This window comes from Hydrogenophaga sp. (assembly GCF_011772445.1).
Taxonomy (GTDB): domain Bacteria; phylum Pseudomonadota; class Gammaproteobacteria; order Burkholderiales; family Burkholderiaceae_C; genus Hydrogenophaga.
This window is the reverse complement of the sequence record NZ_WVZN01000005.1, coordinates 62,355-87,179: the sequence shown is the minus strand read 5'-3', so window position 1 is coordinate 87,179 and position 24,825 is coordinate 62,355. Positions and strand designations below refer to the sequence as shown.

The 24,825-nt window shown below is 69.0% G+C and carries 25 protein-coding genes; 8 read left to right on the top strand and 17 right to left on the bottom strand.

Features of this window, described 5'->3' with window-relative positions; all coding sequences use genetic code 11:
* Positions 1 to 2: 2 nt before the first annotated feature.
* Both GTO19_RS01940 and GTO19_RS01935 read left to right on the top strand, forming a co-directional pair.
* Positions 3 to 1,148 carry an acyl-CoA dehydrogenase family protein gene (locus tag GTO19_RS01940; RefSeq protein ID WP_291017844.1) on the top strand — a complete coding sequence of 382 codons (1,146 nt, stop codon included), beginning with the start codon at positions 3 to 5 and terminating at the stop codon, positions 1,146 to 1,148.
* A 61-nt stretch (positions 1,149 to 1,209) separates the two neighbouring features.
* Entirely contained in the window at positions 1,210 to 2,469 is a 1,260-nt protein-coding gene (locus tag GTO19_RS01935; RefSeq protein WP_291017841.1) for an FAD-dependent oxidoreductase, read from the top strand.
* Between the two features lie 6 nt (positions 2,470 to 2,475).
* Here GTO19_RS01935 and GTO19_RS01930 read toward each other — a convergent pair whose 3' ends face one another.
* From GTO19_RS01930 to urtA, 13 genes are all read right to left on the bottom strand, one after another.
* Positions 2,476 to 2,958 carry a hypothetical protein gene (locus GTO19_RS01930; protein ID WP_291025842.1) on the bottom strand — a complete coding sequence of 161 codons (483 nt, stop codon included), beginning with the start codon at positions 2,956 to 2,958 and terminating at the stop codon, positions 2,476 to 2,478.
* A 20-nt stretch (positions 2,959 to 2,978) separates the two neighbouring features.
* Complete coding sequence (locus tag GTO19_RS01925; protein WP_291017837.1) at positions 2,979 to 4,166, bottom strand: ATP/GTP-binding protein; 1,188 nt, start codon at positions 4,164 to 4,166, stop codon at positions 2,979 to 2,981.
* A gap of 47 nt (positions 4,167 to 4,213) precedes the next feature.
* Positions 4,214 to 5,272 (bottom strand): RNA methyltransferase, encoded by a 1,059-nt coding sequence (locus GTO19_RS01920; RefSeq protein WP_291017834.1) that lies wholly within the window; start codon positions 5,270 to 5,272, stop codon positions 4,214 to 4,216.
* A 93-nt stretch (positions 5,273 to 5,365) separates the two neighbouring features.
* Positions 5,366 to 7,036 carry a VWA domain-containing protein gene (locus GTO19_RS01915; protein WP_291017831.1) on the bottom strand — a complete coding sequence of 557 codons (1,671 nt, stop codon included), beginning with the start codon at positions 7,034 to 7,036 and terminating at the stop codon, positions 5,366 to 5,368.
* On the bottom strand, positions 7,036 to 7,785 hold the full coding sequence (locus tag GTO19_RS01910; protein WP_291018260.1) for a CbbQ/NirQ/NorQ/GpvN family protein: 750 nt from the start codon (positions 7,783 to 7,785) through the stop codon (positions 7,036 to 7,038). The genes GTO19_RS01915 and GTO19_RS01910 overlap by 1 nt, the downstream gene beginning before the upstream one ends.
* Before the next feature lie 66 nt (positions 7,786 to 7,851).
* Positions 7,852 to 8,892, bottom strand: coding sequence for an aliphatic amidase (locus GTO19_RS01905; RefSeq protein ID WP_291017829.1), 1,041 nt, complete (start codon positions 8,890 to 8,892; stop codon positions 7,852 to 7,854).
* A 16-nt stretch (positions 8,893 to 8,908) separates the two neighbouring features.
* Positions 8,909 to 9,250, bottom strand: a complete 342-nt coding sequence (locus GTO19_RS01900; protein WP_291017827.1) for a zinc ribbon domain-containing protein — start codon at positions 9,248 to 9,250, stop codon at positions 8,909 to 8,911.
* Between the two features lie 16 nt (positions 9,251 to 9,266).
* On the bottom strand, positions 9,267 to 10,493 hold the full coding sequence (fmdA, locus tag GTO19_RS01895) for a formamidase (RefSeq protein ID WP_291017825.1): 1,227 nt from the start codon (positions 10,491 to 10,493) through the stop codon (positions 9,267 to 9,269).
* A 46-nt stretch (positions 10,494 to 10,539) separates the two neighbouring features.
* Positions 10,540 to 11,229 carry an urea ABC transporter ATP-binding subunit UrtE gene (urtE, locus tag GTO19_RS01890; RefSeq protein WP_291017822.1) on the bottom strand — a complete coding sequence of 230 codons (690 nt, stop codon included), beginning with the start codon at positions 11,227 to 11,229 and terminating at the stop codon, positions 10,540 to 10,542.
* 13 nt (positions 11,230 to 11,242) lie between these two features.
* Positions 11,243 to 11,986, bottom strand: coding sequence for an urea ABC transporter ATP-binding protein UrtD (gene urtD, locus GTO19_RS01885; protein WP_291017820.1), 744 nt, complete (start codon positions 11,984 to 11,986; stop codon positions 11,243 to 11,245).
* Positions 11,987 to 11,999: 13 nt separating this feature from the next.
* A complete protein-coding gene (gene urtC / locus GTO19_RS01880) occupies positions 12,000 to 13,211 on the bottom strand; it encodes an urea ABC transporter permease subunit UrtC (protein ID WP_291017818.1) in 1,212 nt (403 codons plus the stop codon).
* Between the two features lie 25 nt (positions 13,212 to 13,236).
* Positions 13,237 to 14,151, bottom strand: coding sequence for an urea ABC transporter permease subunit UrtB (gene urtB / locus GTO19_RS01875; protein WP_291017816.1), 915 nt, complete (start codon positions 14,149 to 14,151; stop codon positions 13,237 to 13,239).
* Positions 14,152 to 14,261: 110 nt separating this feature from the next.
* On the bottom strand, positions 14,262 to 15,530 hold the full coding sequence (urtA, locus tag GTO19_RS01870) for an urea ABC transporter substrate-binding protein (RefSeq protein WP_291017814.1): 1,269 nt from the start codon (positions 15,528 to 15,530) through the stop codon (positions 14,262 to 14,264).
* A gap of 158 nt (positions 15,531 to 15,688) precedes the next feature.
* Here urtA and GTO19_RS01865 point away from each other — a divergent pair, with 158 nt between their 5' ends.
* Both GTO19_RS01865 and GTO19_RS01860 read left to right on the top strand, forming a co-directional pair.
* On the top strand, positions 15,689 to 19,129 hold the full coding sequence (locus GTO19_RS01865; RefSeq protein ID WP_291017811.1) for an ATP-binding protein: 3,441 nt from the start codon (positions 15,689 to 15,691) through the stop codon (positions 19,127 to 19,129).
* Positions 19,113 to 20,030 carry a DNA-binding response regulator gene (locus tag GTO19_RS01860; protein ID WP_291017808.1) on the top strand — a complete coding sequence of 306 codons (918 nt, stop codon included), beginning with the start codon at positions 19,113 to 19,115 and terminating at the stop codon, positions 20,028 to 20,030. Before GTO19_RS01865 ends, GTO19_RS01860 begins: the two co-directional genes overlap by 17 nt.
* A 13-nt stretch (positions 20,031 to 20,043) precedes the next feature.
* Here the strand turns inward: GTO19_RS01860 and GTO19_RS01855 are convergent, their stop codons facing one another.
* Entirely contained in the window at positions 20,044 to 20,793 is a 750-nt protein-coding gene (locus GTO19_RS01855; protein ID WP_291017805.1) for an SDR family oxidoreductase, read from the bottom strand.
* A gap of 68 nt (positions 20,794 to 20,861) precedes the next feature.
* Between GTO19_RS01855 and GTO19_RS01850 the strand changes: the two genes are divergently transcribed.
* The 4 genes from GTO19_RS01850 (at position 20,862) to GTO19_RS01835 (ending at position 23,493) form a co-directional block, all read left to right on the top strand.
* On the top strand, positions 20,862 to 21,854 hold the full coding sequence (locus GTO19_RS01850) for a LysR family transcriptional regulator (protein WP_291017803.1): 993 nt from the start codon (positions 20,862 to 20,864) through the stop codon (positions 21,852 to 21,854).
* A gap of 96 nt (positions 21,855 to 21,950) precedes the next feature.
* Positions 21,951 to 22,820 (top strand): pirin family protein, encoded by an 870-nt coding sequence (locus tag GTO19_RS01845; protein ID WP_291017799.1) that lies wholly within the window; start codon positions 21,951 to 21,953, stop codon positions 22,818 to 22,820.
* 59 nt (positions 22,821 to 22,879) lie between these two features.
* A complete protein-coding gene (locus tag GTO19_RS01840; protein WP_291017797.1) occupies positions 22,880 to 23,095 on the top strand; it encodes an AbrB/MazE/SpoVT family DNA-binding domain-containing protein in 216 nt (71 codons plus the stop codon).
* Positions 23,095 to 23,493 (top strand): type II toxin-antitoxin system VapC family toxin, encoded by a 399-nt coding sequence (locus GTO19_RS01835; protein ID WP_291017794.1) that lies wholly within the window; start codon positions 23,095 to 23,097, stop codon positions 23,491 to 23,493. The genes GTO19_RS01840 and GTO19_RS01835 overlap by 1 nt, the downstream gene beginning before the upstream one ends.
* Positions 23,494 to 23,496: 3 nt before the next feature.
* Here GTO19_RS01835 and GTO19_RS01830 read toward each other — a convergent pair whose 3' ends face one another.
* Genes GTO19_RS01830 through cynS form a run of 3 tightly spaced genes read right to left on the bottom strand, consistent with a single transcriptional unit; the run spans position 23,497 to position 24,713 of the window.
* The gene (locus GTO19_RS01830; protein ID WP_291017792.1) at positions 23,497 to 23,736 is read right to left on the bottom strand and encodes a hypothetical protein; all 240 of its coding nucleotides are present in this window, start codon (positions 23,734 to 23,736) and stop codon (positions 23,497 to 23,499) included.
* Between the two features lie 60 nt (positions 23,737 to 23,796).
* Positions 23,797 to 24,270 carry a nuclear transport factor 2 family protein gene (locus GTO19_RS01825; RefSeq protein WP_291017790.1) on the bottom strand — a complete coding sequence of 158 codons (474 nt, stop codon included), beginning with the start codon at positions 24,268 to 24,270 and terminating at the stop codon, positions 23,797 to 23,799.
* Positions 24,270 to 24,713, bottom strand: a complete 444-nt coding sequence (cynS, locus tag GTO19_RS01820; protein WP_291017786.1) for a cyanase — start codon at positions 24,711 to 24,713, stop codon at positions 24,270 to 24,272. The genes GTO19_RS01825 and cynS overlap by 1 nt, the downstream gene beginning before the upstream one ends.
* Positions 24,714 to 24,825: the final 112 nt, after the last annotated feature.

Below are 24,825 nucleotides of genomic sequence, written 5' to 3'. Positions count from 1 at the left end.
GCATGGACCTCGCCGACATCCCCCGCGACCTGCGGCTCGATTCCCCCGACGCGGTACTGGCCGCCGTGCGCGAGATCGCGCGCGGACCGCTGGCCCAGGTGGTGGAGGCAATCGACCGCGAGGGCCACTACCCGCGCGCCGAACTGCAAAGGCTCGGCGCCCTGGGCGCCATGAGCGCCCACCTGGACGCGCCCGCGGGCCGCGGCGACTTCGCCCTGGCCCTGCGTGCCATGGCCGAGGTCTCGCAGGTCTGCGGCGCCACCGGCTTCATGATGTGGTGCCAGGCCGTGTGCGGCCTGTACATGCAGGCCTCGGGCAACCCGGCCCTCACGGGCGAGGCGCTCATGGCGTACGCCAGCGGCGCCTCGCTCGGTGGCACGGCCATGTCCAACCCCATGAAGAGCTACGCGCAGATCGAGGGCCTGCTGCTGAAAGCCGTGCCGGTGGACGGCGGCTACCGCGTCAGCGGCACCCTGCCCTGGGTCAGCAACCTCGGCCCCGGCCATGCCTGCGGCGCGCTGGCCGGCGTGGTGAATGAACAAGGCGAGGTGGTGCGCGAGGTGATGTTCCTGCTGCGCTGCGACGCGGATGGCGTGGAGATGCGCGAGTGCCCCAGCTTCAGCGGCATGGAAGGCACGGGCACCTTCGGCCTGCGCTTGAAGGACCACTTCATCGGCGCCGGCGAAATCATGGCCAACCCGGCCAAGCCCTTCATTGCGCGCATCCGCGGCGCCTTCGTGCTGCTCCAGTGCGGCATGGCCGTGGGCGTCACGCAGGGGGCCATCGACAGCATGTGGGCGGTGGAAGACCCGTTGGGCCACGTCAACCAGTACCTGGAGGACCGGCCCGCCGCGCTGCAGGCCGAACTGGATGCGCTCACGGAGCGCGTGATGCGCCTGGCCGAGACGCCCTTCGACCCGTCGGTGGATTTCTTCATCGACGTGCTCGACGCGCGCGCGCACGGCGCCGAGCTCTCGCTGCGCGCGGCGCAGTCGGCCCTGCTGCACCAGGGCGCGCGCGGCTACCTCATGAGCAGCGAGGTGCAGCGCCGCGTGCGCGAATCGCACTTCGTGGCCATCGTCACGCCGGCCATCAAGCACCTGCGCAAGGAAATCGCGCGCCTGAGTGCGGAGGCCTTGCCCGCATGAGCGCCGCCGGGCCGTTCCCAAGGCGCTCAGCCCCGCAGTGCGCAGCACGGAGGGAAGTCCAGTGAACCCCACGCCCCATCCCGTCGCGCAGGCCGTGCGCGCGCTGGCGCCCTACCGCCAGTACCTCTGCGAGGCCTGCGGCTACGTCTACGACGAAGCCCTGGGCGACCCCGACGGCGGGCTGCCCCCCGGCACGCGCTACGAGGACATCCCCGACGACTGGGCCTGCCCCCTGTGCGGCGTGACCAAGGCCGACTTCCGCCTCTACGACGCGCCCGACATCGAGGCCTTGCGCGCGCGCGGCGACGCAGGCGTGGTCGTGGTCACGCGCGGCGGTGAGGCGGGTGTGGTCATCGTGGGCGCGGGCCGCGCCGGCTGGCAGACAGCCGAGGCCTTGCGCGCCCTGAGCCCCACACTGCCCATTGCCCTGGTGAGCCAGTGCGCGGGCGACGTGTACGACAAACCCATGCTCTCGGTGGCCATGGCGCGCGGGCTGGCCGACGACGCGCTGGTGCGTGAGCGCGGCGCCGACGCCGCCGCACGCCTGCGCGTGCGCCTGCTCGCGCACACCCAGGCCATCCGCATCTGCCCCGACACCCGCATCCTGCGCACCACGCGCGGCAACCTGCGCTACGCGCACCTGGTGCTGGCACATGGCGCCAACGCGCGCCTGCCCGAGGGCCTGGCGCCCGACTTGTGCTGGCGCGTGAACCACCTGGCCGCCTACCGGCGCCTGCGCGCGCGCCTGGACGGGGCGCCGCGCGAGGTGCTCATCGTCGGCGCGGGGCTGATCGGCAGCGAACTCGCGAACGACCTCGCCATCGGCGGCCACCGTGTCACCCTGCTCGACACCTGCGAGCAACCGCTGGCGCGCTGGCAGGACCTGGGCGTGGGCGAGCAACTGCTGGACGCCTGGCGCGACCTCAGCATCCGCTTCGTGGGCGGCGTACAGGTGCAGTCGCTGCAGCGCGTCGGCGAGCGCTACCGCCTCACCACCGCCGACGGCCAGCGCTTCGCGGCCGACGAGGTGGTCGTGGCCGCCGGCCTGCACACGCCCAACCGCCTGGCGCGCAGCGCGGGCCTGGACTGGGACAACGGCATCCGCGTCGCCTCACGCAACCTGCGCACCAGCGTCGATCGCATCCACGCCCTGGGCGACTGCATCGCCATCGACGGCCAGCCCAGCCGCTACATCGAACCCATCGCGCGCCAGGCGCGTGCCATCGCGGCCGACATCTGCGGTGCCGAGCCCGTGCCCTACGTGCCGCGCGCGCCCGTGGTGCGGGTGAAGACGACGTCGCTGCCGCTCACGCTGCACTGAGTGAAGTCAGGCTTTCAACAGGGCCAGCAACACGTCCAGCTCTTTCGCCTTGCGACGCGCCTGCTCGAAGAACGCGGCGTCAGCGTCGCGCAGGTACTGGCCATCGTGGGCCGGCCGGCCGAACTCTCGCAAGAACTTCTGCTTCAACTGCTGGGAGTTCAGCCCCTGCGTCTTGTGGTCAAAAGCCTGCAGCAGCAAGGCCTCCAGGCAAGGCTCGCAAGGCAGCAGCGCCACCTTACCGCGCGCGGCCTGTCGGCGCACTCGCTCGGTCCACGCGGTGTCGGTATCGAACATGGCCAGGACGCTGTCGAACGCCACGTTGCGTGACTGGCGGATGGCAAAGTCGACGACGTACTCGGCGCCTTTGCCTCGGGCGTTCTTGATGGTGACCACGAGGCCCGATCCGCGCTCCACGTACAAGCCCTTCAGGTGGCGAAGCAAGACCTCTTCGGCATCGCCCTCACCCACCAGAAGGACGGTCCGCGCCACCCGGCGCCGCTCATTGGACCTCACAGCTGTGGGGTAGCGCCATACGCGCCCGCCATGTACTTCGCGTAGAGGTTGTCGTCGCTGCGCACCCCTTGCACGCTGTCGAGACGCCAGGCCGTGCTCTCGCTGCCATGCCGCTTTTCGACCAGCATCACTTGCGATTTGTGCAGCAGATTCAGCACCTCGATGGCATGGCAGGTGAAGAGCAGTTGCGCCTTGTGCGGATTGGTCTTCGGATCGGCGAACAAGTTGAGGATGGGTTCCAGCATCTGGGGATGCAGGTCGCTTTCGAACTCATCCACGACGGCCAGACCGCCTTCCTTCAGCACCGGCAATACGCGCCGAAGGAGGGTCAGGGCACTCTGCGTGCCACTGGACTCCAGGAGGAAGGGCAACTCGAAGGTCTTTCCAGCACTCAAGCGATGAACGCCGATGGGCAACCAGAAGCGCTCGGTGCTGCCATCGGGCTTGGCCGCCTGCATTTCACGAAACAGCACGTCCTCAAGGCCCAGATCCCAGCGCGTCAGCAGGTCCACCAGCGTTTGCCGCAAGCCTTCTTCCTGCGCAAAGAAGTGCGCAGACTCCGCGAGCCCTGCCCCACCGGCCTGCGCCTTGCCAAGGTGGTTGACGTTGGTGAACACGCGGCTTTGGGCCAGGCGGATCGCCAAGGGCACGCCGTACTGCGCGGCTGTCGCCACCAGGGAGGCGTTCGGGCGCACCTTCTTCGCCTCCGCTGGCGCGAGTCCGAAATCCTGTTGTTTGACGTCGTACCCGCCCGTCGTCGCATTCCAGTCTCGAACGAACACGTAGCGCATGCGCTCGTGGCGCTCGTAAAGCGCTTCGTGCAGCACCTTCTCTGCCGTGCAGCGCAACACGTAACGCATCAAGCGGCCATCCACGTCCGCCTCCACCTCGAATTCGGTTGGCTCATCCGGGGCAGCGCCGGCATGGGCGCGCAGCGGCAGCGCGGCGGTGGCGTCCAGCCCAAACGAATGGCTGAGGAACCACACCACGAACAACAGCGGCTTGAGCAAGGTCGTCTTGCCACTGGCGTTCGGGCCGATGACGGCCATCACCGTGCTGAGGCGCTCGCCCGAGTCGGCCGTGGCCGACCAGCCCAACGGGCCCTGACGCCGGTTCAGCGACCAGTCGACCTCGGTGCGCTCGTGAAAAGACTGGAAGTTGGAGAAGGCGTATCGATGAAGCATCGGATCATTAAAGCAGATTTGACACGAAAATTTGTGCCAAATCTGCTTTAATCTGCCGCTTGCACGGGTTCAGCGGCCCGCCGCCGCAGCGCCACCACCCGCTCCCCCGTCTCCATCGACCGCGCCCGCAACTGCCCGCAACCTGCGTCCACGTCCTGCCCCGCCGAGTGGCGCAGCTTGGTGAGGATGCCCTGGCGGTGCAGGCGGCGGGCGATGTCGGCGGCCTTTTCCCAGGCGGGGCGCTGGAACGGCAGGCCGTCGACGGCGTTGTAGGGGATGAGGTTGAGCACGCCGTAGCGTCCGCCCAGCAAACGCACGATGCCTTCGACCTCGTCGTCGCCGTCGTTCACGCCGTCGAGCAGGGTCCACTGGTATTGCACCGGGTAGCCGGTGGCGCGCGCGTAGGCCTCGGCGCGTTCCACCAGTTCTTGCGGTGTGAGGCGCGGCGCGCGCGGCAGCAGTTGTTCGCGCAGCGCGGCCTTGGTGGTGTGCAGCGACAGGGCCAGCGCGGGCTTGACCGCGCCGCGCGGCAGCGCGTCGAAAGCGCGCTCATCGCCCACGGTGGAGAACACCAGGTTCTTGTGGCCGATGCCGCCCACGGTGCCCAGCAGCTCGATGGCCTCGAGCACCGCCTCGAGGTTGTGCGCGGGCTCGCCCATGCCCATGAAGACGACCTTGTTGACCGGCCGGCCCGCACGCGCCAGCGCCACCTGGGCCACGATCTCCGCGCTGCCGAGCTGGCGCAGAAGACCGCCGGTGCCCGTCATGCAGAAGGCGCAGCCGACGGCGCATCCCACTTGCGTCGACACGCACAGGCCGCCGCGCGGCAGGCGCACGCTCTCCACGGTCTGGCCGTCGCGCAGGGCCACGAGCAAGCGGGCCGAGCCGTCTTCGCCCGGGTGTTCGGCCCGCAGGCGCGCCAGGCCGGCGAGCTCCTCGCGCAGCGCGGGCAGGGCCTCGAGCAGGGCTTTGGGGAAGTGGTGCTCGGGCTTGCGCCGGCCGGCGTCGGCTGGCAGGGCGTGCAGCCAGTGGCGCAGCACGCGCTGCGCATGCAGCGGCCCGGCCCCGAAGGCGGTGAGGCGGTGGCGCAGTTCGTGCAATTGCATGGGGCGGGGATTGTCGCCCAGGCGCGGGCGATGTGCGCGGGGTCGCCCCATGCGCCCGCGCCGTTGGCGTGGCCGTGCCCGCAACGGCGTGGCTCAAGCCGGCGACGTGGCGAGCACGGCAGACAGCGCCACCGGCCACTGCAAGGACGAGCGGCAGGCCCGCACGCTGGCACGCCCCAGCGCCGCCGCCAGCGTGGCGGGCTCGCCAGGCGCCAGCACCAGCGCGCGCACGCCCACGCCGCGCCCCGCGGCCTCGCGCGCGGCGCGTTGCAGGTCGGCCGGGAGGTAGGCCGGGTCGTGCACGTCCACGTCGTGCGGCTCGCCGTCGCTCAGCAGCACGATCAGGCGTCGGCGGCCCGGGTGGCGGCGCTGGTCCAGCGCGCTCAGGTGCAGGGCGTGGCGCAGGGCGGCACCCATGCGCGTGGAGCCACCACCCCGCAGGGCCGGCAGGCGCGCGGGCGCGTGCTCGTCCCAGTGGCGCAGGCACGGGATGTCGATGCGGTGGCGACCCCGGCTGGAGAAAGCCCACAGCGCGCAGCGGTGGCCCAGCGCGCGCAGGGCCTGGACGGTGGCCAGGGCCCCGCGCTGCAGTTGCGCGAGCGGTTCGCCCTCGGTGGAGGCCGAGGCATCGAGCAGCAGCAGCACCGCCAGCGGGGGCGCGGGGCGTTGCGGCGACCGGTAGACCCGCGCCTCGGGCGTGCGGCCCGCGAGCCGGTCGAGCCGCGCCTCCACCAGCGCGGCGGGGTGCAGCTCGTCGCCCTCGGCGCAACGCCCGCCGCCCGCACGGCGCTGAAGGCTCAGGGGAGCGAGGCGGCGTTGCAGACGTCGGCGCTCGGCCGGCGGCGGTGGCACGCCCTCGCCCCCCGCCAGCTCGCCGCCGAACACGCGGCACCAGTCGGGCCGGTAGCGCGCGATGCGGTGGTCCCACTCGGGGTAGACGGCATCGGGCTCAAGCGCGATCAGCGTGGGCGAGGCCGACGGCGCGTCGTCGGAGGGCGGCGCGGCGTCGGCGTGCAGCGGTGCCTCGTCGCGGGGCGGCTCGTCATCGGGCCGCCAGAGGTGGCTGTTGTCGTCGCGGTAGCGCGCGGACACGGTGTAGGTGCGGGCGTTGAAGGGCAGGCGCATCTGGCCGATGTCGTGGCCCAGCCGCGAGGCGGCGTCGCGCACGCGGGCCGGTGTGTCGAGCGCGAGGCCGCCGTCGGGCGCGAAGAACACCCGCCGCACCTTGGCGACCCAGGCGTGCGGGTCCTCGTGGTCCGGGTTCAGCAGACAGGCCGCGAGCCGCGCGAGCAAGTCCTCGAAGCCGCTGCCCTGGCGCGCGGCGGCCTCGGCATGGAAAGGCCACCACAGGGCGCGCAGGCCGGGCAGCTCGCGCATCGCGAGCCATTCCACGCGCGCGTCCTCCAGCACACCCAGCAGGGCCTGCTGCACGGGCTTGAGTCCCGCGCGCGTCTGCGCTTCACCGCCGAAGCGCCGGTGCGCGGCGGCGTGCGCGGCCAGGGCGAGGCCGAGGTCCGGCGCGGGTTCGGCCCAGGCGGGCAGGTGCAGCACCGGCACGGCGTCGTGCGCGCGCTCGACCTCGCCCTTGTGGCTGCCATCACCGAGGCGCCAGCCACTGTCGCGACCGATCACGATCACGGCGCGCTGTGCTGCGTCCTTCGTGCCGCCACGCCGCTCGACGCGCCAGGGCTCGCCCCACAGCGCGTGCGCCAGGGCGCGCACCTGGCCCGGCAGGTCGGGCGGCGCGGCACCCCGGCGGAGCATCAGAAGCTCGCGTCCACCAGCGCGCGCAGGCTGGGCGCGAGCTGTGGGTCGTCGCTCAGGGGGTCGGCGATGGCCCGCATCGCCGCCGCGCGAACCGGCAGGCCCGCGCGGTGCAGCAGCGCGGCGTGCACCAGCATGCGGGTGGAGGCGCCTTCGTCCAGGCCCTCGTCGCGCAGGCGCCGCGTGCGCACCGCCAATTGCACCAACCGCATCGCAAGTTCGCCATCGACACCGCCCTCCCGCGCCACGATGGCGGCCTCCGCCCCGGGCGCCGGGTAGTCGAAGCCCAGCGCCACAAAGCGCTGGCGCGTGGAAGGCTTGAGCTCGCGGTGCAGGCCCTGGTAGCCGGGGTTGTAGCTGACCACGAGCTGGAAGTCGGGATGCGCGCGCAGCAATTCGCCGTGCCGCTCCAGCGGCAGCGCGCGGCGCGTGTCGGCCAGGGGGTGCAGCAGCACCGTGGTGTCGGCGCGCGCCTCCATCAGCTCGTCGAGGTAGCACAGCGCGCCGTGCCGCGCGGCCAGGGCCAGCGGCCCGTCCATCCAGCGCGTGCCCTCGCCGTCGAGCAGCCAGCGGCCCGCCAGGTCACCGGCGCTCAGGTCCTCGTGGCAGGCCACGGTCACCAAGGGCAGCTTCAGCCGCCAGGCCATGTGCTCGACGAAGCGCGTCTTGCCGCAGCCCGTGGGACCTTTGAGCAGCACCGGCAGGCGCGCGGCGCGCGCGGCCTCGAAGGCCGCGACCTCCTCACCCATCGGCTGGTAGAAGGGCTCCTCGGCGAGGCGCCAGTCGGCCAGCGGGTCAGACACCGCTGGGCATCGTCAACGGTGGCCGGCCGTGGCCGGGTTGGGGATGCCCTCGATGGGGCACTCCTCCGTGCCCACCATGGGCCGCGTGATGGCCTCCACCGCCTTCTGCGTGCCCTCGGGGTCGTTCACCCACTTGCCGTAGAACTCGTAGGGGCAGGCGGCCACGCCCTTGTCGCCATCGCGCGAGTTGATCGTGCCCGTGTAGCCGCGGTGCAGCAGCTTGAACAGGTGGTTCTCGCTCTGCGCGTTCTTGCGGAAGTCGCGGATCAGGCTTTTCGAGAGCGCGGCGTACTGCACGCCGTAGTCCTCTTCACCGCATTCGCCGAGCGTGCGGCCATCGAAACCGATGAGGGCGCTGTGGCCGAAGTAGCTGTACACGCCGTCCCAGCCGGAGGCATTGGCCACGGCCACGTAGCTGTTGTTGGCCCAGGCCATGGCCTTGGCCATCAGCACCTGCTGGTCCTTGGCGGGGTACATGTAGCCCTGGCAGCGCACGATGAGTTCGGCGCCCTTCATGGCGCAGTCGCGCCAGATCTCGGGGTAGTTGCCGTCGTCGCAGATGATGAGGCTGACCTTGAGGCCCTTGGGGCCGTCGCTCACGTAGGTGCAGTTGCCGGGGTACCAGCCCTCGATGGGCACCCAGGGCATGATCTTGCGGTACTTCTGCACGATCTCGCCCTGGTCGTTCATCAGGATGAGCGTGTTGTAGGGCGCCTTGTACGGGTGCTCCTCGTGCTGCTCGCCGGTGAGCGAGAACACGCCCCAGACCTTGGCCTTGCGGCAGGCCTCGGCAAAGATCTCGGTCTCGGCGCCAGGCACGGTGGACGCGGTCTCGTACATCTCCTTCGCGTCGTACATGATCCCGTGCGTGCTGTATTCCGGGAAGATCACCAGGTCCATGCCGGGCAGGCCCTGCTTCATGCCGACCACCATGTCGGCGATCTTGCGCGCGTTGTCCAGCACCTCGGCCTTGGTGTGCAGGCGCGGCATCTTGTAATTGACGACGGCCACGCCGACGGTGTCGGCGCTGCTTGAAATGTCACCGTGCATCATGGCTCGGGTTCCTTGTTCAGTGGCTGATCATCCAGGGGCGCTTGGAGGGAAACGCCTTCGCGCCGTTGGGCGCGGTCACCGTGGCCTTGCTGCGCCCGGGGCTGCAGCAACCGCAGCCCGCGGGGTGTTTCAGGCGCGCGTAGTCGCCCGAGCGTTTCGGCTCGTGCCGTGCGCGCTCGTTGATGCCCATGGCCGTGCGCGTGGCGCCGTCCATGAGCGCCAGGCGCGGCGCGGTGGCGAACACGCGCGGCGAGGCGGTGCCGCAGTCGGGGCAGTGCGCCGGTTGGTTGCGCTCGCTCAGCGAGCGGTAGGCGTCGAAGCCGCCGCAGGCCGGGCAGGCGTAGTCGTAGGTCGGCATGGGCGGCTTCCTTCGTTCACAGGTCCGGCGAGAGCGGCATCTGGATCGAGCCGTCGATGTGCTTGATCGGCCCGCTCGCGTTCGGGTTGATGTCGAAGTCGAAGATCTGCGTGGGCAGCCACAGCGTGGCGCAGGCGTTGGGCACGTCGACCACGCCGCTGATGTGGCCCTGCACCGGCGCCGTGCCCAGGATGGAGTAGGCCTGCGCGCCCGAGTAGCCGAACTTCTTCAAGTACTCGATGGCGTTGAGGCAGGCCTGGCGGTAGGCCACGTTCACGTCCAGGTAGTACTGCTTGCCGCTCTCGTCGACGCTGATGCCTTCGAAGATGACGTAGTCGTCGTAGGTGGGTTTGATGGGGCTGGGCTTGAAGATGGGGTTCTTGATGCCGTACTTGGCCATGCCGCCCTTGATGAGCTGCACCTTCATGTGCACCCAGCCGGCCATCTCGATGGCGCCGCAGAAGGTGATCTCGCCGTCGCCCTGGCTGAAGTGCAGGTCGCCCACGGAGAGGCCGGCGCCGTCCACGTAGACCGGGAAGAAGATCTTCGAGCCGCGCGAGAGGTCCTTGATGTCGCAGTTGCCGCCGTGCTCGCGCGGGGGCACGGTGCGCGCGCCGGTGGCGGCGGCCTTGGCCAGCGCGTCGCCCGTGAGCTTGCCCATGTGCGCGGTGCCCGCGAAGGGCGGGTTGGCCAGGCCGCTGGTGGCGGGGTCGGAGTCGATCAGCGCCTGCTCGCGCGTGTTCCACACCTCCAGCATCTTCGGGTCGGGCAGGCAGCCGATCAGGCCGGGGTGGATGAGGCCCGCGTACTTCACGCCGGGCACGTGGCGCGAGGTGGTGAACATGCCGTGGAAGTCCCAGATGGACTTCTGCGCCTGCGGGAAGTGCTCGGTGAGGAAGCCGCCGCCGTTCTTCTTGCTGAAGAAGCCGTTGAAGCCCCAGAGGCTGTCGTCCTTCGCGCCGATGTCGAGCAGGTCGACCACCAGCAGGTCACCGGGCTCGGCGCCCTTCACGCCCACGGGGCCGCTGAGGTAGTGCACCGTGGTGAGGTCGATGTCGCGCACGTCGTCGGCGCTGTCGTTGTTCTTGATGAAGCCACCCGTCCAGTCGTAGGTCTCGAGCACGAAGTCGTCGCCGGGATTCACCCAGCAGGCCATGGGGATGTCGGGGTGCCAGCGGTTGTGCACCATCTCGTTGGTGGGCGCGGGCTTGGAGAGGTCGACCTTGATCAGGGTGTCGGGCATGGCGTGGCTCCTGGGTGGAAGGGGATCGATCGGGGTTGGGGGAAATTCAGACCGACAGGTAGGCCTTGATGCGCTGCTGGTCGGTGTTGGCGCGTTCGGTTTCGTGCACCAGGCGCCCGCCCTCGATGACGAACAGGCGGTCGGCGACGTCCATGGCGAACGAGAGCACCTGTTCGGAGACCACGATGGTGATCTTGCGCATCTGGCGGATCTCGTTGAGCGCCTTGGCGATGTCCTTGATGATCGAGGGCTGGATGCCCTCGGTCGGCTCGTCGAGCAGCAGCACCTTGGGGTCGGTGACGAGCGCGCGCGCGATGGCGAGCTGCTGCTGCTGGCCGCCGGAGAGGTTGCCGCCCTTGCGGCGGCGCATGTCCCAGAGCACGGGGAAGAGCGCGTAGATCTCCTGCGGGATGGTCTTGTCCTTCGCGTTCTCCAGGCCGGTCTGGATGTTCTCTTCCACCGTCAGGGTGGGAAAGATCATGCGGCCCTGCGGCACGTAGGCCAGGCCCTTGGCCACGCGACGGAAGCTCTCGTCGCGCGTGAGGTCCTGGCCGGCCACGCTGATGTGGCCGCTCTTGGTGGGCAGCACGCCCATCAGGGCCTTGAACAGCGTGGTCTTGCCCATGCCGTTGCGGCCCATGATGGCCACGGCCTCGTTCTCGCGCGCTTCGAAGCTGATGCCGTGAAGCGCCTGGCTCTGGCCGTAGGCGACGAACAGGTCCTTGACTTGCAGCATGTGCGTCACTCCTTCAATGGCCGAGGTAAACGTCGATGACCTTGGGGTCGGCCTGCACCTGCTCCATCGGGCCCTCGGCCAGGATCTTTCCCTGGTGCATGACGGTGACCTTGTGCGCGATCTTCTTGACGAAGTCCATGTCGTGCTCGATCACGATCACGGCGCGGTTCTGGCAGATGCGGTGCAGCAGCTCGGCGGTGAGGTCGCGCTCCTTGGCGCTCATGCCGGCGATGGGCTCGTCCAGCATCAGCAGCTCAGGCTCCTGCATCAGCAGCATGCCGATCTCCAGCCACTGCTTCTGGCCGTGCGAGAGCAGGCCCGCCTCGGTCTCGAGCTTGTCGGCCAGGCCGATCTCCTCGGCCACGGCGCGCACGCGGGTCTGGATCTCATCGGTGGCGCTGAACGCCAGCGCGCCCCAGACGGATCGGCCCGAGGGGTAGGACACCTCCAGGTTCTGCCAGACCGAGAGGTTCTCGTAGATCGAGGGCGTCTGGAATTTGCGCCCGATGCCCAGGCGCACGCGCTTGTGCTCGGGGATCAGCAGGATCTCCTCGTTCTTGAACTTGATGCTGCCGCCGCTGGCCTTGGTCTTGCCGCAGATGAGGTCCAGCAGCGTGGTCTTGCCGGCGCCGTTGGGGCCGATGATCACGCGCAGTTCGTTCTTGTCGACGTAGAGGGTGAGGTCGTCGATGGCCTTGAAGCCGTCGAAGGACACCGTGAGGTCTTCCACGGCGAGGGCGAAGTCGGTGCTGCTCATTCGGTGCTCCTGTTCAGACGCCCTGGCCGCTGGTGCCGTCGGGCAGCTTCACCTCGGGGGCGCTGCTCGCCACCACCGGCTTGTGCGGCGCCTGCGGCGGCGGCGAGGGCGGTTGCGGGTGCGCGGCCGCGGCTTCGCGCAGCGCGGCGCGCCGGCCCTTCCACCAGGGCAGGATGCGGCTCTCCCACAGCCCGGCCAGGCCCATGGGGAAGGCCATGGTCACGCCGATGAAGAGCGCGGCCATGAGGAAGAGCCAGAGGTCGGGGAAGCTTTCGGAGAAGAAGGTCTTGCCCGCGTTGACCAGCAGCGCGCCATAGACCGCGCCCACCAGGCTCATGCGCCCGCCCACGGCGGCGTAGATGACCATCTCGATGGAGGGCACGATGCCCACGAAGCTGGGCGACATGAAGCCCACCTGCAGCGTGAACAGCGCGCCACCGATGCCCGACAGCGCGGCCGCCAGGCAGAACACGAAGATGCGGAAGTCGGCCACGTCGTAGCCCGAGAAGCGCACGCGGTCCTCCTTGTCGCGCATGGCCAGCAGCAGGGTGCCGAGCTTGCTGGTCTGCACCCAGCGGCAGGCCACGATGGCCAACACCAGCAGGCCCACGCAGACGAAGTAGAGGATGTACTTGGCGCTGTCGGTGCGCGTGTCCCAGCCCATCAGGGTCTTGAGGTCGGTCATGCCGTTGACACCGCCCGTGTAGCCCTGCTGGCCGATGATGAGCACGGTGAGGATGAGCGCCACCGCCTGCGTGATGATGGCGAAGTACACGCCGCCCACGCGCCGCTTGAACATGGCGAAGCCGACGATCCAGGCCAGCAGCACCGGCACCACCACCACCGCCGCCAGCGCGAAGGGAAAGCTCTTGAAGGGCAGCCAGAACGTGGGCAGTTCGGTGATCTGGTTCCAGTCCATGAAGTCCGGAATGCCGGGCGTGGACTGGATCTTGGTGCTCTCGGGGTCCGAGGCCTCGAGCTTGAGGAACATCGCCATCGCGTAGCCGCCCAGGCCGAAGAACACGCCCTGCCCCAGGCTCAGGATGCCGCCGTAGCCCCACAGCATCACCAGGCCGATGGCGACGAAGGCGTAGGTGAGGTACTTGCCCACCAGGTTGAGGCGGAAGATGTCCAGCGTGAGCGGCAGCACCACCGCCAGCAGCACGGTGAGCAGCACCAGGCTGGCGAGCTGGTAGCGGGTGATCCAGGCATTCAGGGCGTTCATGAGCGGGCTCCGGGTGGCGGGGAGATCAACGGCGGACCTTGCTGGCGAACAGCCCTTGCGGACGCATCATCAGGATGACGACGATGAGCGAGAGCGTGAGCACCTTGGCCATGGAGCCGGCGAGGAAGAACTCGGTGATGGACTGGGTCTGCGCGATGCCGAAGGCCGAGACCACGGTGCCCAGCAGACTGGCCGCGCCGCCGAAGGTGACGACCAGGAAGGCGTCCACGATGTAGAGCGAGCCCGAGGTGGGGCCGGTGGAGCCGATGGTGGTGAAGGCCGCGCCGGCCACGCCCGCGATGCCGCAGCCGATGGCGAAGGTCAGGCGGTCGGTCTTCTTCGTGTCGATGCCGATGGCGTTGGCCATCACGCGGTTGCTGACCGTGGCGCGCACGCGCAGGCCCCAGCGGCTGCGGTGCAGGGCCAGCAGCACGCCGCCGGTCACCACCGCCGTGAGGGCGAGCACGAACAGGCCGTTGATGGGAATGTCCAGGCCCTCGGTGGGCGCCCAGGAGCCCATCAGCCACTCGGGCAGCGTGGGGCTCACTTCCTTGGGGCCGATGAAGGTGCGGAAGCACTGCTGCAGCGCCAGGCTGATGCCCCAGGTGGCCAGCAGCGTGTCCAGCGGGCGCTTGTAGAGGTGGCGGATCAGCGCCCACTCCACGATCCAGCCCGCGATGAAGGCGAAGACGAAGGCGGCGACGATGGCGAAGGGAAAGTAGGCCGCCACCGCGCCGGGGCTGATCGCCTCGGCCAGCGTGGAGCCGAGGAAGATGGTGTAGGCGCCGATGGTCATGAACTCACCGTGCGCCATGTTGATCACGCCCATCTGCCCGAAGATGATGGCCAGGCCCAGCCCCATGAGCAGCAGCACCGCGAACAGGCTCAGGCCCGCGAAGCCCTGCATGACGCCGATGTTGAGCAGGTCGTTGAAACTCATAGCGATCTCCAGGCGAAGTTCATCCAGAACGCCACGGATCCGGCTCTGCCGGTCCGTCGGCGTTGCCCCCTTGAGGGGGTCACGGCGCTAGTGCGCCGTGGCGGGGGTGGTCACTGATATCCCTTGGGGAAGGGATCCGGTTTGATGAGGTCCGGCGACTCGGACACCACCTTGAACGTGCCGTCCGGCATGCCCATCGCGATGCGCGACTTGCTCCAGAGGTGGTGGTTGGGGTCCAGCTTCACGTAGCCCTCGGGCGCGTCCTTGAGCTCGATGCCAGTGCGCGAGGCGGCCACCACCTTGTCGACGTCGAAGCTCTTGGCCTTCTCGACCGCGGCCTTCCATAACCAGGGACCGAGGTAGCCGGCCTGCGTCACGTCGCCGATGACGGCGTCCTTGCCGTACTTGGCCTTGAACGCGGCCACGAACTTCTTGTTGTTCTCGTTGTCCAGCGTCTGGAAGTACTTCATCGACGAGTAGAAGCCGGCGAAGTTTTCGCCGCCCACGCCGGTCATCTCGTCCTCGGTCACCGACAGGGTCACCAGGGTCTGCTTGTCACCGGTGATGCCGGCCGCCTTGAGCGCCTTGTAGAAGGCCACGTTGGAGCCACCCACCACGGCGGCGAAGATCACGTCGGGCTTCTGCAGCTTGATCTTGTTCATCAGCGAGCCGAAGTTGGTGCTGCCCAGCGGGTAGTACTCCTCGCCGACGACCTTGCCCTTCTGGAAGGCCTCGATGTGCTTGCGCGCGATCTTCATCGAGGTGCGCGGCCAGATGTAGTCGGAGCCGATGAGGAAGAAGGTCTTGGCCTTCTTCTCCTTCTGCGCCCAGTCCAGGCTGTAGAGGATCTGCTGCGTGGCTTCCTGGCCGGTGTAGATCACGTTCTTGGACTGCTCCAGGCCTTCGTAGAAGGTGGGGTAGTACAGCAGGCCGTTCTCTTTCTCGAACACTGGCAGCACGGCCTTGCGCGAGGCGCTGGTCCAGCAGCCGAAGACGGCGGCGCAGCGGTCATTGATGAGCAGCTTCTTGGACTTCTCGGCGAAGGTGGGCCAGTCGGAGGCGCCGTCTTCCTTGATGACCTTGATCTTGCGGCCCAGGATGCCGCCCATGGCGTTGATCTGGTCGATGGCGAGCTGCTCGGCCTGGATGGAGCCCGTCTCCGAGATGGCCATGGTGCCGGTGGACGAGTGCAACTGACCGACGGTGACCTCGGTGTCCGTGACCGCGAGCTTGGTGGTGTTCACCTGCGCGGTGGGCTGGCCGAAGCTCCAGGTGGGCAGGCCGGCCAGGCCGGCGGCGCCCAGCATCTGCAGCACGCGGCGGCGGCTGGCCTCGGGGGTTTCGGGCGAAACGTCGTTCGGATCGGGTTGGTGCTTCATCAAGGGCTCCTGGGCGGGTTGGTGCGGTGAAAACCGGCGGTGTGCCGACTGGAGCGAAGCCTAGGGAGAAGCCCCGATCGGGCCCATAAGTCAAATAACGTAGGTGGCGACCGCACACCCGCGGACGGGGCGGGTACGGTTCTTGTTAGGTGCCTGGCATGCAGCCGCCCGAGCCCGCCGCACCGCCCGCGACCCCCCCATTGGCCGCGCAGAAGATCTTTCGCTTCCGCCGCGAATACAACTCCTGGGTGGCAGACGAGTCCATGGAGGACTACGCGCTGCGCTACGCGCCGCGCAGCTTCCGCAAATGGAGCGAGTGGCGCGTGGGCCACACCGCTTTCGGCTCGCTCTCGTTCCTGGCGCTGGAGGCGATCGGCGGCGCGATCGCCGTGAACTACGGCTTCGCCAACGCCATGTGGGCGATCCTGGTGGTGGGCCTGATCATCTTCTTCACCGGCCTGCCCATCGCCTACTACGCGGCGCGCCACGGGCTGGACATGGACCTGCTGACGCGCGGCGCGGGCTTCGGCTACCTGGGCTCGACGATCACCTCGCTGATCTACGCGGTGTTCACCTTCATCTTTTTCGCCATCGAGGCCGTGATCATGGCGCTGGCGCTGCAACTGGCCACCGACTGGCCGCTGCCCGTGTGCTACTTGGTATCGGCCGTGGTGGCGATTCCGCTGGCCATGAAGGGCATCACGCTGATCTCGCGCCTGCAGGCCTGGACACAGCCGCTCTACCTGTTCCTGCTGTTGCTGCCCTTCGTGTGGATCGCGCTGTCGCAGCCGCAGATGTACCGCGACTTCGGCAGCCTCAGCGGCCTGCGCTCGGGCAGCAGCGGGTTCGAGCCGCTGATGTTCGGCGCCGCGGCCGCGGTCATCTTCTCCCTGGTGGTGCAGATCGGCGAGCAGGTGGACTTCCTGCGCTTCATGCCCGAGCGCACGGCGAAGAACCGCGTGCGCTGGTGGTTGGCGGTGCTGATCCCGGGGCCGGGCTGGATCGTGATGGGCATGCTCAAGATGGTGGGCGGCGCCTTCCTGGCCTTCGCCGCCATGCAGTTCGAGGTGGACCCCGAGCGCACGGCCGAGCCCACGCAGATGTTCCTGGCCGGTTTCACCGAAGCGGTGGGGCACCCGGGGCTGGCGGTCATCATGACGGTGGTGTTCGTCATCCTGGCGCAGATCAAGATCAACGTGACCAACGCCTACGCGGGCTCGCTGGCCTGGAGCAACTTCTTTGCCCGGGTGACGCACAGCCACCCCGGGCGCGTGGTGTGGCTGGTGTTCAACGTGTCCATCGCCACGCTGCTGATGCTGCTGGGCGTGTTCGCCGGCATCGAGAAGGTGCTGGGCGTGTACAGCAACGTGGCCATCGCCTGGGTCGGCGCCCTGGTGGCCGACCTGATCATCAACAAGCCGCTGGGCCTGAGCCCCAAGGGCATCGAGTTCCGCCGCGCCTACCTCTACGACTTCAACCCGGTCGGCATGGGATCGATGATCATCGCGGCGCTGGTGGCCAGTCTGGCCTACGGCGGCCTCATGGGCGAGGCGGCCGCGGCCTTCTCGCCCTTCATCGCGCTGGGGCTGTCGCTGCTGCTGGCGCCGCTGCTGGCCTGGGCCACGGGCGGGCGCTACTACCTCGCGCGCGAACCATCCACCGAGTGGTGGCCGGGGCAGATCGTGCGCTGCGCGGTGTGCGAGAACCCGTTCGAGTCGGAAGACATGGCCAGTTGCCCGGCCTACCGCGCGCCCATCTGTTCGCTGTGCTGCTCGCTCGAATCGCGCTGCCACGACCGCTGCAAGACCAACTCGCGCGCCATCGACCAGGTGCGCGGCTGGCTGTCGCAGGTGCTGCCGCAAGGCGTGATGGCGAAGGTGAACTTTCGCGCCGGCCAGTTCCTGGTGGTGTGGCTGTCCATCAGCGCGATCATGGGCCTGCTGATCGGCATGGTGTACGCGCAGGAAAGTCTGCATGGCCTCAGTGCCGCGCTGGAACTGCCCTTTCTGAAGATCTACGCCTTCCTGGTGCTGTTCGCCGCCGTGTGCTCGTGGTGGGTGGTGCTGACCACCGACAGCCGCCGCATGGCGCAGGACGAGTCGGAGCGCCAGACGCAGTTGCTGATGCGCGAGATCGAGGCCCACCAGCGCACCGACGCCGAGCTGCAGTCCGCGCGCGACCGCGCCGAGGCCGCCAGCCAGGCCAAGACGCGCTACGTCGCGGGCATGACGCACGAGCTGCGCACGCCGCTCACCAGCATCCTGGGCTACGCGCAGATCCTGCTGAAGAACAGCGACATCTCGGTCTGGGTGCGGGAGACCATTGCCACCATGCAGCGCAGCGGACAGCACATGCACGCGCTGATCGATGGCTCGCTGGACCTGGCGCGCATCGAGGCCGGTCGCCTGAAGCTCGACACCGTGCCCCTGCCCCTGCCGCAGCTGATGGAGGACGTGGAGCGCATGGTTCGCCCGCAGGCCGAGGCCAAGGGCCTGCGCTTCACGGTGCAGCGCAAGGGCGAGTTGCCCGGCTGGGTGCGCGCCGACGCCAAGCGCCTGCGCCAGATCCTCATCAACCTGCTGAGCAATGCCGTGCGCTTCACCGACGAGGGCGAGGTCACGCTGCGGCTGGACTTTCGCCAGCAGGTGGCGCGCATCGACGTGGTGGACACCGGCATCGGCATCGCCGAGCAGGACCAGAAGCGCATCTTCCTGCCCTATGAGCGCGGCGCCGCCGGGCGGCGCGCGCGCGATTCGGGCACCGGCCTGGGCCTGACCATCACCCACCTGCTGACCGACATGATGGGCGGCGACCTCAGGCTCAAGAGCGCGCCGGGCCAGGGCAGCACCTTCTCCCTGCGCCTGTACCTGCCGCCCATCGCCTCCGACCCGCAGCACCCGCTGCCGATACCGTCGACGCTGCGCGCGGTCACCGGCTACCTGGGCCCGCGCCGCACCGTGCTGGTGGTGGACGACCAGCCCCTGCACCGGCAACTGCTCGCCAGCATCCTGGTGCCGCTGGGCTTTCTTGTGCGCGAGGCCGCCAGTGGTCAGGAATGCCTGGAAATCGTCGAGCAGAACCCGCCCGACCTGCTGCTGCTGGACCTGACCATGGACGGCCTGGACGGCTGGCAGACCGCGAGCGCGGTGCGCGAACGGCTGCCGTCCTCGCGACTGCCCATCGTCTTCGTCTCGGCCAACCTGATCGACAACCGGCCCGAGGCCTTCAAGGACCTGGACTACCAGGGCTTCGTTGCCAAGCCCATGAGTGAGGCCGAGCTGCTCGACGCGCTGAGCCATGCCTTGTCGCTGGAGTGGCTGACCGAACAGGTACCCGCCAGCGGCGCGTCCGCGCAGGCCGTGCGCCCGCGCCCCGGTCTGCCGCTGCCCGACGCGCTGCGCGAGGAACTGCAGCGCCTGGCGCGCCAGGGCCAGGCCGCGGCGCTGCGCCAGCGCCTGTGGCAGGCCCAGGGCACCGAGCCCGCGCACGCGGCGACGCTGGCGCTGCTGCTGGCCTGCGCCGACCGATTCGACTTCCAGACCCTGATCGAATACCTGAGAGACACCGAGGAGCTTGCGGACGATGACACCGTGGTCTGACACCCCGCCGCCGCCATCGGCCACCCAGCCGGTGATCCTGGTGGTGGACGACTCGCTGGAGACCCTGCGCATGCTGGGCGACGCCCTGGTGGCCGAAGGCTACGTGGTGCTGGCCGCGCGCGACGCGCAGGAGGCGCTGGAGCGCTTCGAGGTGGCCATCCCCGACGGCGTGCTGCTCGACGCCGTGATGCCCGGCATGGACGGCTTCGACCTGTGCCAGCGCATCAAGTCCACGCCGGCCTGGTCGCATGTGCCGGTGCTGTTCATGACCGGCCTGTCCGACAGCGAGCCGCTGCTGCGCGGCTTCGCCAGCGGCGGCGTGGACTACGTGGTCAAGCCGCTGCGCATCCCCGAGGTGATGGCGCGCCTGGCCACCCACGTGCGCAACGCGCGGGTGGCGCGGCTGGCGCAGGAAGCGGTGGACGTGGCCGGCCTGGGCACCGTCGTGCTCGACTCGCTGGGGCGCCTGGCCTGGCGCTCGCCGCAGGCCATGATCTGGCTGGGCCAGGCCTTCGGCGGTGACGCGGATGGGCAGGAGCAGGCCGCGCGCTGGCTGGCCGCCGCGCGGCGCGACGGCACCGCGCAGGCCGACGGTGCGCAGGGCCGCCTGCTCGCCCGGCACCTGGGCCAGGGCAGCCTGGGCGAGTCCATGCTGCTGCTGAGCCTGACACCCGTCAACCACGCCGCCGCGCAGCGCCTGCGCGAGGTCGCGCTCACGCCGCGCGAGACGGAGGTGCTGTCCTGGCTGGCCAAGGGCAAGACGAACCGCGACATCGCCGACATCCTGGGCATGAGCCACCGCACCGTGAACAAGCACCTGGAGCACGTGTTCGAGAAGCTGGGCGTGGAGACGCGCGCCGCGGCGGCGGCCATCGCAGGCAAGCTGCTGCCGCAGGCGTGAAGCCCCGGCTGCGTCAGAGCTGTGCGATGCCCCCGTCCACCACGTACTCCGCCCCCGTGACGAAGGACGCGTCGTTCGAGAGCAGGAAGGCGGCCACCGCCGCCACCTCGTCGGGCCGGCCGAAACGGCCGAGCGGCACCTGCTGCAGCACGGCCTGGCCGAACTCGGCCACCGCCGTGGCCGGCATTCCCGTGCGATCGAAGAAGGCGGTTTCGATGGGGCCCGGGCTGACGGCGTTGACGCGGATGCCGCGCGGCGCCAGTTCGCGCGCCAGCACGCGGGTCAGGGTGCGCACCGCGCCCTTGGTGGAGGCGTAGACCGCCATCGAAGCGAAGCCCTTTTCGCGCGCCACCGAGGTGTTGAGCAGCAAGGCGGCGCCATGCGACAACAAGGGCGACAGGGCGCGCGCCTGCAGCAGCGGGCCGCGCACGTTGACCGCATATTGGGCATCGAACTCGTCGGCCGTCACATCCTCCAGCGACTGGAAGCGGCCGAAACCGGCGTTGAAGAAGGCACCGTCGATCGTCGGCGCAATGGCCTCGATGGCCTCGCGCAAGGCCTGGGCGGCGGCGGGATCGCCCGCGTCGTTCAGCAGGTAGCGGGCCCGCTCGCCGAGCACGCCGCGCGCCGTGTCCAGCGACGACGGCCGCGAACCGGTGACGATGACGCGCGCGCCTTCGTCGGCCAGGCGCTGCGCGGTGGCGAGGCCGATGCCGCTGGTACCGCCGGTGACGAGCACGGTCTTGTGTGTGAAACGGGTCATGATCGATGTCCTTTCCTGTTGAGGTGCGCCTATGATGGGTTGTCGATCTGAACAAGGAAATCCCGAAAGTGGGCAAGAAGAATTTGCGCAGTCGCACAAGCGCGCTGGATTGGAACGACCTGCGCATGGTGCTGGCCGTGAGCCGCGCGGGCAGCCTGAACGGGGCGGCCCGAGAACTGGGCTTGCGTCACTCCACTGTCTTCCGGCGCGTCGAGGAGGTCGAAGCACGCGCCGGCGCCCGGCTCTTCGAGCGTTCGCGCACCGGTTGGCGGGCCAACCTCCAGGGCGAAGCGGTGGCGGCCGCGGCCGCCGAGATGGAGGCCGCGGCGCTGTCCGCCGAGCGCGCGATCAGCGGGTCCGACGCCCGCGTGGAGGGCGTGATTCGCCTGGCCACCAGCGAGATGCTGGCCGGCTACCTGTTGCCCGCGATGCTGCAACGCTTCCTGTCGGCGCACGCCGGCATCGAGATCGAAGCCGACGTGTCCAACCGCGCCGTCGATCTGACGCGGCGCGAGGCAGATCTCGCCCTGCGGGCCACCGCCCGTCCACCAGACTCGATGGTGGGGCGGCAGGTGGGCGAGCTGCGCTATGCCGTGTACGCCGCACGCTCGCTGCTGCCGCGCCGTGGCGATGTCCAGCCGGTGCTGCAGGCCCTGCCATGGATCGGCTTCGACGATCGCATCGCCTACACCGGCATCGCCCAGTGGTTCGTCCGTGCACTGCCCGAGGTGCGGCCCCGGATGAAGGCCGACTCGCTGCCAGCCATGCTGAAAGCGGGTGCTGCCGGCATCGGTGCCGTCGTGCTGCCGATGTTCGCTGCCGCGCAGGAGCCTGGCCTGCTTCGCGTCACCCCGCCGATTGAAGGACAGTCCATGGGCCTGTGGCTGCTGCACCACCCCGATGTGCGCGGCAACGCGCGCGTTCGGCTTCTGACGCAGTGGCTGGCGCAGGCGATACCCGAGGAGCTGGCGCGGCAGGCGGACAGTGGCAAGACCGTGTCCTGCTTCGCGGATTGCCCGCTGGCGGGCCGGCGGTCGCGCCGTCTCGCCAGCGCGGCATGACAGCGCGGCATGAGCACCGCTCGGCCCGCGCGACCACGTCACCGGACAAGCCCGGCCCAGCCGGCCACAATCGCCCCAGCAACCGAGGAGACCACCATGCTCGAGACCGTCATCAACGCGCGCCCCGCCGACCTGGGCCACGGCCTGACCGTGCGGCGCGTGCTGCCCTACGCAAAACGCCGAATGGTCGGCCCCTTCATCTTCGTGGACCACGCCGGGCCGGTGACCATGGCGCCCGAGGACACGAGCGCCGCCGACGTGCGCCCGCACCCGCACATCGGCCTGTCCACCGTGAGCTACCTGCTCAGCGGGCAGGTGATGCACCGCGACAGCCTGGGTGTGGTGCAGTCCATCGTGCCCGGCGACGTGAACTGGATGACGGCGGGGCGGGGCATCTCGCACAGCGAGCGCTTCACCCACCCGGACTCCTTCGCGGGCGGCGGGCTGGAGCTGATGCAGCTGTGGGTGGCGCTGCCCGAGAAGGACGAGGAGACCGAGCCCGCCTTCACCCACTACCCGGCGAAAGACCTGCCGGTGCGCGAGCAGGACGGCGTGTGGATGCGCCTGATCGCCGGCGAGGCCTATGGCATGACGAGCCCCGTGCGCACGCACTCGCCGCTGTTCTACCTGCACACGCAATGGCAGGCCGGCGCCAGCCTCGCCCTGCCCGGCGGCCACCGCGAGCAGGCGGTCTACGTGGCACACGGCGAGATCGAACACGCGGGCGAGGTCTACCACCCGGGGCAACTGCTGGTCTTCGGCGACGACACCGACGCGCTCATCACCGCGCAGGTGCCGAGCACGCTGATGGTCTTCGGTGGCGAGCCGCTGGGCGAACGGCACGTGTGGTGGAACTTCGTGTCCTCGCGCAAGGAGCGCATCGAACAGGCCAAGGCGGATTGGCAGGCGGGACGGATCGCGCTGCCGCCGGGGGATGACAAGGAGTGGATTCCGCTGCCGGGGTGACATGTCCGGCCCAGCACGCTATTCTTACCACTTCGCCATCGATCAAATTCGATTCAGAAATGCCATCCACCGCCACCCTATCCAGCAAGTTCCAGATTTCCATTCCCAAAGCCGTTCGCGAGGAACTGCACTGGGAAGCGGGGCAGGAGTTCGTGTTCCTTCCCAAGGACAAGGGTGTGCTCGTCATGCCCGTTCCCAAGCTGAGTGATCTGGCGGGCATCGCCAAAGGCGCCAAGCGCAAGGACAACTACCGAGACCGCAAGGATCGCTACTGATGGCCAGCCGACCACCTCGTGTGGTGGACACCTCGGCGTGGATCGAGTGGTTGACCGGTTCGGCGCTGGGACAACAACTCGGCAAGCAGATGCCCGCCGCAGCGGACTGCATCGTGCCCACCGTGGTTCAGTTGGAACTGTCCAAATGGTTGTGGCGGGAGATGGGCGAAGCAGTGAGCGATCAGGTGCTGGCCTATACCTTGACCTGTCGGGTGGCCGAACTTGACACGCCCATTGCCCTGCTGGCCGCTCAGATGCATCGCGAGCACAAGCTGGCAACAGCCGACGCGATCGTCTATGCCACGGCGCGCCACCACGGTGCTGAACTACTCACTTGTGACGCCCATTTCGAAGGTCTGCCTAACGTGATCTGTGCGAGCAAGGCCGTCAGGCACTGACGCTCAGGACCAGTACGGGTCGTCCGCCTTGCGGCGCTGCACGCGCGCCGAGCCCCACACCACGCGCAGTTGCCGGCCCTCGCGGGCCAGGCTGTCGGCCACCTTGTCGATGACGTAGCGGCGCCGGGCCGGCTCGCCCGGCACGTCGAATTCCCACAGCTTGAGCGAGCCGTCGGGTTGCTCCTCCACCAGGATGGAGAAGCGGCCGTAGGGGTCGCGGTATTTGAGCGTGCGGCAGTACATGGGGCTCGTCGAAAGCGAGCCGGTGAGTAACCGCCGGGGCCGCGGGAGTTCAGGCCCTCGTCACAGGCCCAGCTCGGTCAGCCCCGGGTGCGTGGCGGGCCGTGGCCCGAGCGGCCAGTGGAACAGCCGCTCGCTGTCGTGAATCGGCCGGTCGTTGATGCTGGCGTGGCGCTGCTCCATCAGGCCCAGGTCGGTGAACTGCCAGTTCTCGTTGCCGTGCGAGCGGAACCACTGGCCCGAGTCGTCGCGCCATTCGTAGACGAAGCGCACGGCGATGCGGCGTCCCTCGAAGGCCCAGAGCTCCTTGATGAGCCGGTAGTCCAGCTCCTTCGCCCACTTGCGCGTGAGGAAGGCGTGCACCTCGGCCCGGCCCACCGGGAACTCCGCGCGGTTGCGCCAGCGCGTGTCTTCGGTGTAGACCTTGACCACGCGGTCCGGCTCGCGCGTGTTCCACGCGTCCTCGGCCATGCGGACCTTCTCGATGGCCGATTCGCGCGAGAAAGGCGGCAGCGGCGGGCGCGGCTCGGCGCTCATCAGTACTGTTTGTAGGGGAGGAACTTGCCCGACATCACGATGTTCACGCGGTCGCCGTTCGGGTCTTTCTCGCGCTTCATGTCCATCTTGAAGTCGATGGCGCTCATGATGCCGTCGCCGAACTCTTCGTGGATGAGTTCCTTGAAGGTGGTGCCGTAGACGCTGACCAGTTCGTAGAAGCGGTAGATCAGCGGATCGGTGGGCACGCTGGTGGGCAGCGAGCCTTTGTACGGCACGACCTGCAGCCACTTCTGCTCTTCCGCCGTCAGGCCGAAGATCTTGCCGAGCGCCTTGGCCTGTTCGGGCGTGGCGGTCATCTGCCCCAGGCACAGGGCCGTGGTCCATTCCTTGGACTTGCCGACCTTCTTGGCGACGTCTTCCCACTTCAGGCCCTTGCTGACCTTGGTGGAGACGATTTTCTCGGTGACTTCAATGCGACTCATGTTTGCCTCTGGAGTAGTGGTGGAATGAAAGGGTTGAACCGGGGGTGCCGCGGAACCGGCTTTGCCGGGCCGCTGGCGCCGTCCCCCTTGGGGGAAGCCGCGCAGCGGCGCA

Excerpts from the sequence above, each read along its gene's own strand:
- GTO19_RS01840 (WP_291017797.1), top strand. The coding sequence starts at position 22,880 with ATGCCATCCACCGCCACCCTATCCAGCAAGTTCCAGATTTCCATTCCC.
- fmdA (WP_291017825.1), bottom strand. The coding sequence starts at position 10,493 with ATGCCCGACACCCTGATCAAGGTCGACCTCTCCAAGCCCGCGCCCACC.
- GTO19_RS01855 (WP_291017805.1), bottom strand. The coding sequence starts at position 20,793 with ATGACCCGTTTCACACACAAGACCGTGCTCGTCACCGGCGGTACCAGC.
- GTO19_RS01905 (WP_291017829.1), bottom strand. The coding sequence starts at position 8,892 with ATGATGCACGGTGACATTTCAAGCAGCGCCGACACCGTCGGCGTGGCC.
- GTO19_RS01830 (WP_291017792.1), bottom strand. The coding sequence starts at position 23,736 with ATGTACTGCCGCACGCTCAAATACCGCGACCCCTACGGCCGCTTCTCC.
- GTO19_RS01940 (WP_291017844.1), top strand. The coding sequence starts at position 3 with ATGGACCTCGCCGACATCCCCCGCGACCTGCGGCTCGATTCCCCCGAC.
- GTO19_RS01900 (WP_291017827.1), bottom strand. The coding sequence starts at position 9,250 with ATGCCGACCTACGACTACGCCTGCCCGGCCTGCGGCGGCTTCGACGCC.
- urtA (WP_291017814.1), bottom strand. The coding sequence starts at position 15,530 with ATGAAGCACCAACCCGATCCGAACGACGTTTCGCCCGAAACCCCCGAG.
- urtB (WP_291017816.1), bottom strand. The coding sequence starts at position 14,151 with ATGAGTTTCAACGACCTGCTCAACATCGGCGTCATGCAGGGCTTCGCG.
- GTO19_RS01915 (WP_291017831.1), bottom strand. The coding sequence starts at position 7,036 with ATGCTCCGCCGGGGTGCCGCGCCGCCCGACCTGCCGGGCCAGGTGCGC.
- GTO19_RS01865 (WP_291017811.1), top strand. The coding sequence starts at position 15,689 with ATGCAGCCGCCCGAGCCCGCCGCACCGCCCGCGACCCCCCCATTGGCC.
- GTO19_RS01825 (WP_291017790.1), bottom strand. The coding sequence starts at position 24,270 with ATGAGCGCCGAGCCGCGCCCGCCGCTGCCGCCTTTCTCGCGCGAATCG.
- GTO19_RS01835 (WP_291017794.1), top strand. The coding sequence starts at position 23,095 with ATGGCCAGCCGACCACCTCGTGTGGTGGACACCTCGGCGTGGATCGAG.
- urtD (WP_291017820.1), bottom strand. The coding sequence starts at position 11,986 with ATGAGCAGCACCGACTTCGCCCTCGCCGTGGAAGACCTCACGGTGTCC.
- urtC (WP_291017818.1), bottom strand. The coding sequence starts at position 13,211 with ATGAACGCCCTGAATGCCTGGATCACCCGCTACCAGCTCGCCAGCCTG.
- GTO19_RS01860 (WP_291017808.1), top strand. The coding sequence starts at position 19,113 with ATGACACCGTGGTCTGACACCCCGCCGCCGCCATCGGCCACCCAGCCG.
- GTO19_RS01920 (WP_291017834.1), bottom strand. The coding sequence starts at position 5,272 with ATGCAATTGCACGAACTGCGCCACCGCCTCACCGCCTTCGGGGCCGGG.
- cynS (WP_291017786.1), bottom strand. The coding sequence starts at position 24,713 with ATGAGTCGCATTGAAGTCACCGAGAAAATCGTCTCCACCAAGGTCAGC.
- GTO19_RS01910 (WP_291018260.1), bottom strand. The coding sequence starts at position 7,785 with ATGGGTGAGGAGGTCGCGGCCTTCGAGGCCGCGCGCGCCGCGCGCCTG.
- GTO19_RS01845 (WP_291017799.1), top strand. The coding sequence starts at position 21,951 with ATGCTCGAGACCGTCATCAACGCGCGCCCCGCCGACCTGGGCCACGGC.
- urtE (WP_291017822.1), bottom strand. The coding sequence starts at position 11,229 with ATGCTGCAAGTCAAGGACCTGTTCGTCGCCTACGGCCAGAGCCAGGCG.
- GTO19_RS01925 (WP_291017837.1), bottom strand. The coding sequence starts at position 4,166 with ATGCTTCATCGATACGCCTTCTCCAACTTCCAGTCTTTTCACGAGCGC.